3 protein-coding genes are annotated in these 15,385 nt (G+C 46.7%); all 3 read right to left on the bottom strand.

Annotation, left to right across the window (positions count from 1 at the left end; genetic code table 11):
* Window positions 1-25: 25 nt before the first annotated feature.
* The gene (locus tag ACO0LF_RS00365; protein ID WP_423010869.1) at window positions 26-12,865 is read right to left on the bottom strand and encodes a putative Ig domain-containing protein; all 12,840 of its coding nucleotides are present in this window, start codon (window positions 12,863-12,865) and stop codon (window positions 26-28) included.
* Window positions 12,866-12,868: 3 nt separating this feature from the next.
* Window positions 12,869-13,330 (bottom strand): hypothetical protein, encoded by a 462-nt coding sequence (locus ACO0LF_RS00360; RefSeq protein WP_423010867.1) that lies wholly within the window; start codon window positions 13,328-13,330, stop codon window positions 12,869-12,871.
* Between the two features lie 536 nt (window positions 13,331-13,866).
* Window positions 13,867-15,348, bottom strand: coding sequence for an HlyD family type I secretion periplasmic adaptor subunit (locus ACO0LF_RS00355; RefSeq protein ID WP_423010865.1), 1,482 nt, complete (start codon window positions 15,346-15,348; stop codon window positions 13,867-13,869).
* Between the last annotated feature and the right edge of the window lie 37 nt (window positions 15,349-15,385).

Here is a 15,385-nt window from a genome sequence, read left to right as displayed (position 1 = left end):
ATCCTGCATAAAAATTACATCCGCATCACATCAATAACAAAGCCCCCGTTTCCAGTTGTGGCCTGGTGTGCAAAGTCTGGCCCTTGTTATTATTGAAGTCGTTGGCCGCCAGACTGGTCTGGACTACGCTAAGGCCTATGCCCGTCAGATTACCATTCAAACCATATTGATAACTGAGGTCACCACCTATCGCCACCGTGTTCGATCCATACAAGTGCGCATCCAGCATGGATGTCATGACAGCCCATTGATTCAGGTTTGGTGTTGCCGTCAGGCTGGCATCAAACTTCTGCACCAGTTTGCTGAAGTCAAACACTTCGACCTTGCTATTCTTCGTCTTGTCAGTCGAAGCTGCATCATAATCGCCACCTTCGGTGATGAATTGCAGGCGGTCTACCCCACGCAAACCCTGGTTGGCATACCAGTCTTTCAAGGTGATGCTGTCACCCTGGCCCAATTTCAGCACCAGGTCCATGCCGGATTTGCTCAGTGACAGGTCAGCATACTTGATACCCTTGCCCAACGAAATGGTATTGCCGTTGACCTTGTTGTTCTTGTAGATGTCAGCACCGTCACCACGATTAAAGGCAAACACATTCAAACCCTGGCCAGGGTCTATCGTGTCATTGCCTTTGCCACCAGCATACCAGTGGTTGCCCACATTCATGGTAATAGTGTCGTCGCCATCACCACCGTCGACCAGCTTATTGCCATAGTCGCCAGTGATGCTGTCATTGCCAGCACCGCCCTGAGCAACGTCGTTGCCATTGGCCAGGGTGATCGTATCGACGCCATTGCCGCCATCCACATAGTCATTGCCATAACCAGCGCTGATGATGTCGTCGCCGTTGCCGCCGTACAGGGTGTCATCCTGATCGCCGCCATCGAGATTGTCGTTACCGTCACCGCCGTCCAGCATGTCATTGCCATTGCTACCGGTGAGTTTGTCGTCGCCAGCGCGGCCATACAGGATGTCTATGCCATCGCCACCATCCAGGGTATCGTTGCCATTGCCACCGTCGAGGGTATCGTTACCGCTGCTGCCGTCGAGCAAGTCATCGCCATCTTCGCCGTACAAAACGTCGTTACCACTTTGGCCGTACAAACGGTCATTGCCGACACCGCCGTAGGCGACGTCATCACCATTGCCACCATCAAGCTTGTCGTTGCCATAGCCACCGTAGAGAGTGTCATTGCCGTCAACACCAAAAATGGTATCGTCGTTACGCCCACCACGCACTACTTCAGCAGCGTTACCACCATTGACAGTGACTTGCTTGACCAGCAAATCATCCCAGCTCACTTGCTTGCCGTCAGAGAGCATGAATTTCTCGATAGGCGACACTACCTTGCCTTGCGCATCAAGGGTGACTTCAAAGTCCAGACCCTGACTGGCGTCACCATCTGCAGTAATTGCGCGTACCTGGGCAAACTTCTTGTTACCTACCGTTGCAACCGAGGCTATCAGGTTGTCCAGACTCAGACCAGCGCCAAAGTGCAGCGTATCCACGCCCGAGGTATCCGTGATGAGGTCCAGCCCATCACCCTGGGCATAGTAATAATGATCGTCCCCTGCATCACCATTCAAGACATCATTGCCTGTGCCACCTGTCAGGCTGTCATTACCGGCACCGCCGGACAGCGTATCCGCACCGGCACCACCATTCATAACATCGGCAGCCGCCGTGCCGGTTAAGACATCAGCAGCATCTGTACCGGTGAGGCCACCAGTAGCAGCACTGGCAATATGCAAGACCAGCTTGCTGCTGGCCAGTAAACCGCCCTTGTCTTTGGCAGAGATAGAGACAGCCAGGTCCCCCACGGCAGCATGATCTGGCGTGCCGCTCAGTGTTTTAGTCTGAGCGTCAAATACCAGCCAGGCTGGCAAAGGCTTGCCATCTGCCATGGTCGCGCTGTAAGTCAAGACATCACCCGCATCAGCATCAGTGAAAGACCCTGCTGGCAAAGCAAAGCTGAATGCGGCTTTCTCAGTCAAAGTCTGGTCGGCCAATACCTTGGCAGCCACTGGCGCAGTGTTTGGTGCGACGTATCCTGTCACATGCAAGTTCAATCCTGTCTTGGCTGTCAGACCGCCCTTGTCCTTGACCGAGATGGACAAAGACAAGTCCCCCACAGCGGCATGATCTGGCGTACCACTCAGGGTCTTGGTCGTGGCATTAAATGTCAGCCATGCAGGCAAAGGCTTGCCATCTGCCAGGGTCACGCTGTAGGTCAATACATCACCTGCGTCAGCATCGGTAAAGGTGCCTGCAGGTACAGCGAAGCTGAAGGCTGCTTTTTCTGTCAGATTCTGGTCTGTCAGAGTTTTTGCAGCGACCGGTGCGGTATTTGGTGCAACGTAGTTTGCCACATGCAAATTCAAGGCTGTTTTTGCAGTGAGGCCACCTTTATCCTTAACCGAGACCGACAATGCCAGATCACCGACCGCAGCATGATCCGGCGTGCCACTCAGGGTTTTGCTTACCGCATCAAACGTCAACCAGGATGGTAAAGCCTTGCCGTCTGCCAGGGTCACGCTGTAGGTCAATACATCACCTGCGTCAGCATCGGTAAAGGTGCCTGCAGGTATAGCAAAGCTGAAGGCTGCTTTTTCTGCCAGGCTCTGATCTGCCAGAGTCTTTGTGGCGACCGGTGCGGTATTTGGTACAACGTAGTTTGCCACATGCAAATTCAAGGCCGTTTTTGCAGTGAGGCCGCCTTTGTCCTTGACCGAAACCGACAATGCCAGATCGCCGACTGCAGCATGATCCGGCGTGCCGCTCAAGGTTTTGGTTTCAGCATCAAACACCAACCAGGATGGTAAAGCCTTGCCGTCTGCCAGGGTCACACTGTAAGCGAGCACATCGCCTTGGTCTGCATCAGCAAAGAGAGTATCTTGTATGATCAGGCTAAATGCTTTCTTTTCAGTCAGTGTCTGATCTGCCAGGCTGGCTTTCAGTTCAGGTGCAGTATTAACCGCTGCAGACGCTGTCACGCTCAGACTAAAGTCAAGGGCTGCTGATAGTTGACCACCATCCTTAGCTGTTATGCGCAGCGCCAAATCACCAATGTCTGCATGCCCAGGCGTGCCGCTGAGCTTGCCAGTTTTTTGATCAAACTTGAGCCAGGCTGGCAGAACATCGCCACTGGCAAGGTTGACGTTATACGTCAGGGTATCACCAGTATCCGTATCTCTGAAGAGGCCATCAGATAAAGTAAAACTGAAGTCTTTGTTTTCGGTAACTTTTTGAAGGGCGATAGAGCCTACTGCAACTGGGCCCGTATTAGTACCAAGCCCCGGCCTTGCTGGTGCACGCGCGATCATCTGATTCAAGCTTAGCTTACCACCATCTGCAAATTCAAAAGTTTCGATGCCAAATCCAAGTTTATCCTGTTCGTTGGCTAAAGCGATTCTTACACCCTTGTTTTCACCCCAGGTAATATCCAAGGTTTGATGCACAGTATCCGCATCAAGTTTGCCCCAGGAGAAATGCAAATCAGCAAGTTTAATGCTCGCATCAAAGATAACTTTATCCTGCGGCAAAGTGCTTTGATCGATATCTACCCAGAAGAAACCTTCTGCCGGGAACCCAAATCTGCTACCTTCGGCAATACCTGAATCGAAAATAATATCAATTCCTGTGTCGGCGCCAGACAGGCGATACTGATCGCCCATGGCACCGCCGTTCATGAAATCATTTCCGTTACCACCTTTTATTTCATCGCTTTGATAAGTCCCAAGTAAAATGTCATTGCCAGCACCGCCAGCGATATTTGATCCAGAAATAAAGTTGTCGTTCGCATAGAAAACAGATTTAACATCGGATGGCTCTGCATTAAAAGCTTTTATTGCAGGGTTAAATAGCGTCCATGAAACTTGTTCAAATGCCGGGTCAAATTTGATAGCGTTGTTATCAACAGGTGTTACTGGGGTAGCAGAACGAAGCAAGACTTCTTCCGCTGTCCATGTAGTCCCATCTGCAAACTTCACTAATTCAACACCGCCAGAATATGTCGCATTCCAGCTATTTTCATAATGTTCACGCAATGTGATCTGGTCGTTTGTACCATCGATTTTTAATATCAACTGATTTGTCTGAGGATCTTTTTCTACAGTCACATCGCTGGTAAAAATGTCAGGACCAAATTCAATAACGTCAATTTCAGTGCTGGAAGTTGTACCTGCTTCTTCCACAACATCCATCCCAAATCCGCGCGAAAATCTGTAAGTATCACCGCCTTCACCACCAATTAAGGTGTCGTTGCCCGCACCTGCAGTCAGGGTGTCATTGCCTTCGCCACCAAACAATAAATCATCGCCTTCGCCATCAATTAATTGATCATTACCGGCATCACCTCTCAAGACATCATTGCCACCCTTGCCATCAATAACGTCATTACCTGAGGTACCATTAATAATGTCGTTACCTGCAGTACCATTCATAACATCGGCAGCACCGCTTGCAGTATCAGAGCTATTGGTCAGCAAGCGCGTGACCAGAGTATCTACACTCCAATAACTGCCATCGGCAAACCGCAAGCGAGAGATACTGTTGGAACTCGTGGTTTCAGTTGCATTGTCAAAGAAATTTTCAATATCAAATGCATCTTGCGTTCCACGTACCTGCACCTGCAAAGTCTTGCCGTTGCGGGATACAATCAGGTCATTACCATGAATATCTGCCTTCAGGGAGATAACATCATTACCTGTGATTCCACCTGTACCTGTAATTTTATCGTGGCCGTAGCCTGCTCCAAAAACATAGGTGTCGCTACCAGTGTTGCCAACGAGGATATCGTCTCCCTCTCCACCGTCCAATGTGTCGGCTCCACCAAAGGAATAAAGTTTGTCATTACCAGCTCCGCCAGACAAAAAGTCCGCATCAGCAATGATTTCCGGGCCTTTAAATGAATCTAACTGACGCAATCCATTATTGGAATTATCATAAATAGTGTCATTCCCGCCGCCGCCAATAAGCCTGTTATCGCTCTTATTGCCAGTAATAACATTATCATTACCGTCACCACTCAAATTAGATGCGCCATTGAGGTCGCTCAGGAAAATATTCTCGACATTTTGATAATTCTCCAAAGAGAAAGAGCCAGTTTTGGTGACATCAAAAGTGACGGAATCATTACCTTCGCCTGACTTCTCAAGTATGAGATCGCCATCTCCGACGATATAGACATCATCCCCCTTTCCTCCAGCCAGTGTATTGACCGCCTTATTCTGACTACCATCCAGCACATTATTCAGCTCATTGCCAGTGCCATTGATAGCTGCATTGCCAGTCAATACGAGATTCTCCACATTGGCAGTCAAGGTATAGCTAACACTGGCTTCGACAGTATCTGCAGCCTTGATTCCATAATTGGCGGAAGCCTCGGAACTGCGCTCAATGACCACGTCTCCAACATTGTCAACAACAAACGTATCATTGCCTTTACCACCTATCATGGTATCGGCACCAATACCACCATCAATCCGCGGCGCACCTTCAGTAGTCTGAGAGAGGTCGATAACATTATCGAGCGCATTTCCTCGGAATACACCCGGGATATATATATACGATGCCGTCGAAACTGATCTTGTATACAAAATGCCATTGGTTTTAACAGTCAGGTTCTCTACATTGTCTGGTAGCGTGGCGTTATAAGCTGTCGTCACTATAGTGTCGATTCCTTCCCCACTATTTTCAATGACAGTGTCCCTTAAGTAATCTGTCGTATCATAGCCATAGTGCCCTGGTACGATGTAGGTATCATTTCCAGCGCCTCCAATTAATGTGTCAGAGAGACCATTGCCGCCATCAAGAATATTATTTCCACTATTACCCTTGATGACATTACTGTTGGCATTTCCTGTAGCGTTGATATTTGCCGTCCCTGTCAGCTCCATGTTCAGAACAATCGACGAATCGACACTTGTACCAGGCAACTTGTAAGAGACTGAGCTAAGTACCTTATCTTTCCCTCCTGGCACGCCAACCAAAATCTGATCAAAAGGATGATCGACAACAAATACGTCGTCACCTGCCGTACCAGACATGACGTTTGGCGAACCGCCCTGAATGATTGTTTTGGATGCGATCGTACTGCTATCCCATACAGTGCCGTCAGCAAAAACAAAACTCTCAATTGCCAGATCTTCTGTTGTACTAAAGAAATCACCAATGCGGATTTTTTGATCAGTCCCATTGATTTCAATGAGTAAATCATCAATGTTGATACCATTCGGGGAAGTCGTAACATCACTGGGAACACGTGTAATCGTGATACCTCCTGGGGAGATCCCTTCACCAAAAACAATTTGGTCTTTACCGTTTGCCACATTGCCATCATCACGTTCGAAAATATAGTCATTTCCCTGGCCAAGGCCTATACGGTAAATGTCATTACCTGTTCCGCCGCGTAAAATGTCGTTTCCTAATCCACCAATCAGTGTGTCGTTGCCACTCCCACCGTACAATGTATCGTCACCGGCGCCACCATCAATCAGGTCGTTCGCAGCTGTGCCAAAGAGTTCGTTATTGGCATCAGTTCCGGTTAATACTTTCCGCCTGATTTCATCCAGATTCCAGACTGTGCCATCAGCAAACAAGACTTGCTGAACGCCGAATCCTCCTAAACCATCCGTATTCGAGCTTGCATATACTTCTAACCGGTTCCCAGATATTTGCTGTTCAAAAAGCATTAGGTCGCCCAGGAAGGTCAGTTTAATTTCAGACGGTCGGATCCCCTCGGTGAACTTGATAACATCTGTTTCCAAGTGTTGCTCAGATGCGATAACGTCCTGCCCCCAGTCAGCATCAAAAACATAGGTGTTATGACCTTTTCCGCCTCCCATCCTGTCATTACCGGCGCCACCGTTGATCGTATCATCGCCGTCACCAGCAAAAATAATATCGTTGCCGTCTTCGCCATAAATGAGATCATCTCCAGCCATACTATAGATACTGTCATTGCCAGCGCCTGCATGGATAGTGTCATTCCCATTAAAGCCCAATATATCGTCTTTGAGAGATGACCCTGTATCGGCTATCGTCAAGATCGCTTTCGCGTCCCAAATGGTTCCATCTGAAAAATGAATTTCATCCGTCGTACGTAACTCATTATTGGCACTAATAGCATCCCATATCTTCAGCGTTTCACCGGTAGATTTAATCTTGAGTATCAGATCGCCTCGATATGTACCCAGACTATGAGTAATACTGACATCTCCAGGAGCTGTACCTTCCGCAATTTTTATAATATCCTTCCGTTCTGTTGAGGCATCTTGCTCATAAATTTCATCATCCCCATAGCCTTTACCCCAGACATATGTATCATTGCCACTGCCGCCCATAAGAACGTCGTTGCCACTTCCGCCATCAAGAACATCGTCTCCGTCACCACCATCCAAGGTATCGTTGCCTGCGTCACCATTGATGGTGTCATTACCGCCCGCACCATAAATACTGTCGTAACCACTTCCACCATTGATCAATTCATTCGTAGAAAATCCAACGATAAAGTCCTGCTGATCAGTGCCCAAAATCGCAGCAGCTTCGATATTTTTCTTGTCCCAGATCGTACCGTCAGAAAAACGGATTTCATTTACCATGGCAGCCTGGTTCACACCGTTCTGATCAAAACCATTAAAAACCCTCAAGCTGTCAGTGCCCCCCTTAATACTAAGGGTAACGCTTGAACCATCATTACGCACAACCACATCACTGACATTGGTATTAGCTTTAATCAAAATGCGATCCAAACGATTACTCGCTTCATCATCATTTATGATCAGATCGTTGCCACTACCTTTCCCCCAAACGTAAATATCGTTACCAGAACCACCGGTTAACAAATCGTCACTGGCACCACCGCTCAAGTAATCGTTGCCAGCGCCGCCCTTCAATTCGCTACTATCCGGGCCACCAAACAACATGTCGTCGCCATCATTCCCCTCAAGGCGACTCCATCTTGTTTCGGCAAAAATAATGTCATTCAACACAGTGCCGCTATAAGTGCTGCTCGTCGTTGGCGTCGTGATGATGCCTTGCTCCTGATAAAGCGCCGTGGCAGCAGCGCTAAGAGGCGTGGTACGTATCAGTTGCTCCATCAACTGTCGCCCATCCCAATTACTGGATGTGAGCAGCGGTACAACATATTTATTGAATTCGATCAGGTCAGCCAATCCCTCCAATGAATTATTCGCAGTAATTTTTTCAAAGTATGCTTTAGCCTTGGCGTCGTTTAAACGCATGCCCGAATTATTTGTCAGATCAATCTGAACAAACAAATCCTGGAAGCGTGTTTGCAATAACAAACTGCTGTACACAGAGTCACGCAAGCTTAACCAGGCGAAATCGAGAACGGCTAACCGCTCACTTTCAAGTTCCACTGTAGAAATGTTTCCTGGGCCGACAACTACTCTACGCTCCAGGAAATTAGTGCCGTTAAATTTTTCAAGCGCATCAATTCGTTTGAAAACGTCAGGCTGCGCTTTGGCAAAATTCTGGACAGCTGTTGATCCACCTGCGCCCATTGCCTTACTCGCAGTCAGGCTCGTTGCCATACTGCTTGTCGCGCCCCATGCAACGACAATGTCATCCAGCATCGCACGTTGCTCTGCATGCGTTTTTGCATTGGCAAAAGCGATGAGTTTGTTTTTAAGCGCTTGGCCAGCCACAGTAGTCATACTTGCAGCTTCTCTCAAATCTCTGACTTGACCAGAACCCTGCATATCAGGCAAAACGTCGACGCCTGATGCCAGGGCGATGTGGTCCGTAAATTTACTATGGAAGGTGTCTTCTGCCAGATTGACGTCTGCAACCTGGCCAGCTTCGCCAACAGTACCTTTATTACCATCCTTCTTGGTATACGTTCCCAAATCAGCAATTTGATTGCCATTCGCCAGGAATACACTATTAGAAGTTTTTGCCACATTGAAACTGACGATACCAACCTGATCAAGTGAGAATAATTCACCAACCTGAGACAAACCATCTTGATTCAAGTCACGCCAGACCCTCAGTTCACTCCAATGCGTATCCTGACTATCTACCTTGCCATCATGATTGCTGTCTTGATCAGCCAGTGCGGCAAAACCATCAACGGCTTTACCCCCAATATATAAAGGAGTGGAATCGCCAAATAATTCCGCACCTGTGTCAATCGTGCCATTTCCATTACGATCAAGCGCCAGGAAACCATCGTCAGAGGCAACCCAGCCTGTAGCAGTTTTAAGTCCGTCACCATCATGATCAAACAAGATGGGATTTGTTGGAGAAACACCAATCGTGTCAAGACCATTGCCGTTCAAATCGATAGTCAATGGATCACGACGACGCTGCCATTTGATTGCGTTGTTATAATTTGTTGACGTCCCGATGCCAACACTTCTTCTTTCAATGCGAACCTGTGGATCAGGACGAGTGTGACCATTACCTCCTGTATTAACAATATCACCCGGTTTCACGTCACCTGGAATTGGAATATGACCATCACCCGGCGTCACGTCACTTGGAATTGGAATAAGACCATTACCCGGAAGCACTTGAGAAGGAATATTCGGGCCACCATTCTCAGGTTTCTCTTTAGGTAAATTGTCCGAAGTTTTACCAGTCGAGATGCTGGGATTCCAGACTGACACAGCAAGATCAGGGGGACGCGCTTCAACCGCCGGGGCTGTATCTGGTCGCATATCTGGCTTGGACAAAATCGTGATTTCACCAGGCCCGAGAGTTTTCTCAGTTGTACCATTTATAGTTGTGGTAGTGGCTGTGCCACTGCCATCCGGATTGTACTTGATTGTCGTATTCGAAGTAATGCCTAAACCACCTTCACCGAAGGTGGTTTCAGTTCGTGTGCCGTTTCCATCATCAGTAGAAGTTTTATGCGTACCATTGGTGTACACCGTAAAATTGGTGATCACACCATCTTTCTGATATGTCGTCACATTTTGTTTCTCTGTACCGTTTCGACCACCTAAGGAAAACTCGATGATATTACCTTTACTGCGCTCATCGGTTGATCCATCGTCACGTTTACCATCACTGATATAAACCCCGCCAGTTGTACCATCAGGTTTATTATAATTTGACGAGACAAAATTACCCACTTTGTCATAGATGACACTGGAGCTAGCTCCATTTACCGTATCATTGACATAACGCATGTGATTACCATCAACACCAAAAGCAATACCGGTACTGACCTTGTTAACATCCGTTTTTTCAATTCCAAAACTGCCATCTGCTTGCGACCAGAACAGTTCTCGAGGGTTGTTTTGACTATCACGCTTTATGACCGTGATATTCCCCCTGCCATCATCACTGATTGTGCGGGTGCTTTTATCTGCATTGACGGTGACAGACGCATACTTGCTACCATCAAAAGTCTCTTGACCGTAACTGCCATCTGGGTCTTTCCAGGTGTGGGCAGTCTTTTGCCCCCAGTTGGTATAGAAAGTCGTTTCAGTGGCGCCGTCAATGTCTTTGCTGAAGACTTGTTTACTGCCGTCAGTCAGTATGGTTGTACCAGCCTGGACACCGTCGGCACCTTGATAGAGATTTCCTTTGCTGCCGTCATGCTTTTTCCAGTCGGTCATGGTACTACCATCATTTGCAACCTTGGTAGTTTGTTCACTTCCATGGCCATCATTACTGTAGATGGTTTTTGTACCATCTATATATTTCATGTTGCCATAACTGTCGTCTGGATTAGTCCATTTTTCGCTTTTCTGTGCGCCATCTTTATCAACAATAATCTCTCTCGTTCCCCCTTTTTTGTCATCCGAGAAATATGTTGTATTCCCATCTCGATCTTTGGATTTTCTTAGAATAGAACCGTCTTTGGGACTGATAGTTTCGCTACTTTCGGTGCCGTCCCAAAGCGTCGATGAAGATTCAAATAATTTCCCATCTTTATCATATCGCTTATAAAATTTACTCCCATAAGAGTCTTTAGAATTTTCTACTTTAGTTTTATCTGCAAAGACAATCGTTTCAGTCCTTGAACCAGTTTCTGGGTTAACGGTTGTAGTCTCGACATTTCCATTTTTTCTCTCTACTATCTGACTCGTGACATTATTATTTTTGTCGAGAACAATTGTAGTTTCTGTTCCTGTTTCAAGATCTCGTTTATAACCACCGTGCTCACCGGTATCTTTGTGAAGCCAACTACCTTCAATCTTTATATTGTCTTTATCATATTTTGCTTGTGAAACGTTGGTATCAGACACAATCTTCACGATAGAAGTACCGTCTTTTGCGATACGATCTTCCCTACTATAGGTAGCTGCCCCATTTAGATCAGACGCCGGTTTCACTTGAAACAATTCTACTTTTTCACCAGTTTCCCTGTCAGTATAAGTTGTGACGACATTGAAATTAAGGTTTTCTCCATAGGTTACATTTCTTTTAAGTACTGGCTCAGACGCCCATGGCTTTCCTGAAAACTCGTAGGTAGTTCTCTCACCTGTGCCTGAATTTAATTGCACCTCATGCGTACCGCCAGTTGTCAAATCCGGTATGGTCCAAATAGTGTCGACTCCAGAAGCTCCGCTTTTTGACTTGACTATTGCTCCGTTAGAGAAAGTCGTCACATCCCAGTCTTGTTCTTTGGAAAAGACTGGTAAGTCGCCATTCATTTTAGTAAATATTTTATCAACAACACTCCCTGCAATCCCGCCCGCCGCCGCACCAGCTGCTATTACAACACCAAACCCAATAACAGCTCCGAGTGGCGTCGCCAAAGCAAGCCCTTCAACAAAGCCAAGCGCAAGTGAGGAGGCAAGAAAACCAACTCCCATTTCTACGCCAAGCACAGTGCTCTTCTCTCTCAGAATGCGAGTGGCTACGTCATGTTGACCGCGTTCATCAGCTTCTGCGGCTTCCTTAGCAATTTGAAGCGACTCCAGTCCCAGTACGGCAACGCCGGCCAACAATCCAATAGCTTCGAGTGATGCCTTACCACTTTGTTTAGCAATTTTTATGAAATTCTTTTCAGCTAGAAGCTCAGAAGATGCGCCTTGTTCAGCTAAATATTTCGCCTCTTGTTTTAAATATTCCGAAAACTTTACTTTATCTTGAATCGCAAAAGCTTCATCCTGAACACTCCAATTCATGAACCTCTTTAAGTTATCAATTGAAAGTTCGCTTAAAAAAACATCCTTTCTGGCTTGAGATACAACAACGTCCTTCACATCTGAGAAATTAGGTAATTTATTTAACTCAGACACTTCTATACGATTTATTGTCTTACCAGTGTTTTTTAAAACCTCTGGTAATTCGCTTTGATAGAAAACACTAGTTTTGTCAGCACCAGTGCCCATGTAGAGATAGTTACCTTTAGCATCGCGAGTGTATGCTCTAGATGCATAATCCCATACCGAATCTGAACTAACGCGATTTGGAAAGGGTATGTCAACATCCTTTCCTGCCATATAGAACTCCATTTTACGACGCATCATTTTCTCCATCGCAATCTTTTGGTCTGCAGGAGGTAAGACTATCAGTGCATCGAGTTGAGCCTGTGTCATTTCCTTCACCAGTTCTTTAGCTACGGCACTTCTCATCGCGCTAAAAAATCCAGAATCAGGATTATCAATAAATTTTGCTATTTCGCTGTCACCAATATAAACTGCATTAGCTCTCGAATCCAAAGTAGCGGTGTAAGCGATGGACCTCATCGTCTTGTCAGAGTCTGGTAAAAGCCCGCCATAAAGCAAATATGTAGATTCACTGTTCCCGGATATGACAGAGCCTGAAATTTTCTTTAGAAAATCAAATAAGTTGCTGACTGTTTTATATTCCCCATTTGCCACGCCTCGCGCCAGTTCGATCGAAGCTTCTTCGGCAGTATAAAGTCCGTTAATAGGCATAATTTATTTTCCCGTTTCTTGCGAAAATTCGAAAACGGTATCTATATTGTCAAATTTAATACCCAATTTTTCGGAAAATATATTTGCTGCATCTTGATACGGTAAACCTAACTCAAGAAAAGCTGACGCGAATGACTGCTGCATGTCAGAACTCTGCCATTTATCGGAAGACAAATTAACATTAACCTGAACAGAAAATTTAATAAACATTCCAGTCACAAATAATTCATAAACTGTATTCTCATAAGAAAAAATATACACTTCGGATATTGCAGACTCTCGTGACAAGACTGGCACCTGCGCATTACATAGGTATGAGTTTCTTTCTCGATCAATCACCCAGGTTTTTCCAACCAAACGCGTCACATCTGCGCTAGCAAGTTCATCTAGGCAACTAGCCTTTCTCAAATCCATTTTTATTTTCTCAACATCCAATTCAGAAATTTTTTCTTTTATATATTTCATGCTAGCTCTCACATTAAAAACCATTTTCATTGAGAACATATCTGATAAATCTTTGTTTAAAATCAGAATCTGTTCGTACTTGCTGTGCAATCACTGCCGCAATTTTTACATTCAATTATTCCCTAATTTTTTTATAAATCTTTATTTAATATATCGGCTGTTAGCCAAAGTTCCAATCAATTCGATCTCTTCTACTTTACAAACTCAGTTGAAAAGCAGGATTTATACACTCATCTTCCTTTTAGAAAAAGAGAATCGGTAATCTGGTGCTCTAATATCGAAGCCCATTTAATTTTTTCAATATCCAACTCAGAAATGATCTCTTTTCTGTAATTCATACCATCTCCTTCTTGATCACATGACGCCTATTAGGTAAATTTTCTCAATTGACATTTATCTGCTAAATTCCAATTTTTTTGGAGATATCAATAAATCATACGAGAAGCAATGAAATCAATTAGGATCAAGAAAAAATCCTTATTTCGCTTAAATTTACATTCATAACTACTTTAAGATTCATATCTAAATAGCTCACTTCACCGTTCCCGCCCCGCCTCACTAACCGCCTTCTGCACCGGCGACAACAAATACTCCAGCACACTACGCTTACCCTGATTAATTTCCGCCACTACTTGCATACCCGGTGTCGTGCTGAGCTTGTTCCCCTGCGCATCAATCAGCGTTTGCTGGTTCAATTGCACCCTGGCTTTGTAAGTAGCGACGCTGGTGTTGCTGCCACCGTTACTGCTGGCATCGCTGTTCTGGCCGTTGTTTTGCTTGCTGACTTCCGTCGCATCTGCACTGACGTGTATCACTTTGCCCTTGAGCATGCCGTAACGCTGAAAGGGGTAGGCAGCGAGTTTGATCTGGGCTGACTGGCCTACCTGCACAAAGCCGACATCTTCATTCTTGATTTGTACATCGGCATATAGTTGCTCGTCTTTGGGGACGAGTGTCAGTACGACACTGCCGGGCTGCACTACTGCGCCGCGAGTTGTCGTGGCGAGGTCTTTGATGATGCCGTCTTGCGGGGCTTTGAGTTCCATCAAGCCTTCTTTGTAATTGCTTTTGTCCAGGGTTGGCTGCAGCTGGGCGATACGTGCGCGTATGTCGGCCAGTTCTTTTTGCAGTTCAGACTGGTAGTTGCTCTGGATCTGGCTGAGCTTTTTTTGCTGCGCATCGATGGTGGCATTGAGTGCGGCGACGCTGGCGTGCTGGGCATCGAGGTCTTTGGATTTCTCAAGTGCTTCGCGTTGTTTGTCGGCACTGGCGAGGTTGCCGACATAGCCTTCTTTTTCCAGCTTGCTGTAGGCGTCTGCTGTCTTTTTGTAAGTGGGCAGGGTTTGTTCCAGTTTGCTTAAGATCTCTGTGGCGCTTCTGCGTTCATGCTCTGCCCTGGTCAGTAAGGATCTTTCCTGGTCGAGGTTGTCGAGATAGGCTTTGCGGTGGGCGTGGTACTGGCTTTGCACCTGGGCGAAACGGGTGGCATCATCGCCTGCCTTGGTGAGCATGGGCTGGTTGGCGAGTTCTGCTTCTATGCGGCGCACTTGCAGTTGCTGGCTGGCGATGTCGCTGCTGACGCTGGTTTTATCGGCACTGGCGAGGGTGGTGTCTAGCCTGGCGAGGACTTGTCCGGCTTTGACGCTGTCACCTTCTTGTACCAGGATTTCTTTGAGTACGCCTGCTTCTGCGGGTTGCACGATCTTGACCAGGGTCTGGGGCGTGAGTTTGCCTTCGGCAGTGGCGATGATGTCGAGCTGGCCTATGGCTGCCCAGACCAGCAGGATGAAGACTAATACACAGACCGCCCACAGGACGATGCGACCTATGTGGCTGGGCTGCTGGGTTTGTATGAGATGCAAAGGGTCATGCCAGCGGCTGGGTGGGCGCAGGGGGATGATTTTAGCGGTGCTGGACGCGGTCTTTTCTGATGCGGCAGTTTGTGTTGCTTGTGCTGCTGATGTCGCATCTGGCGTTGTCATGCCCTGGTCGGGCTGGGGTGTTGGTACTTGCTGCATGGGTGCTTGCCTGTCTTGTTCTTTACTTGCTCAATTT

The sequence above is a fragment of the Undibacterium sp. Di27W genome, from assembly GCF_049340345.1.
Taxonomy (GTDB): domain Bacteria; phylum Pseudomonadota; class Gammaproteobacteria; order Burkholderiales; family Burkholderiaceae_D; genus Undibacterium.
Note: the sequence above shows the minus strand (reverse complement) of the source record. Positions and strands in the feature narration are given on the sequence as shown.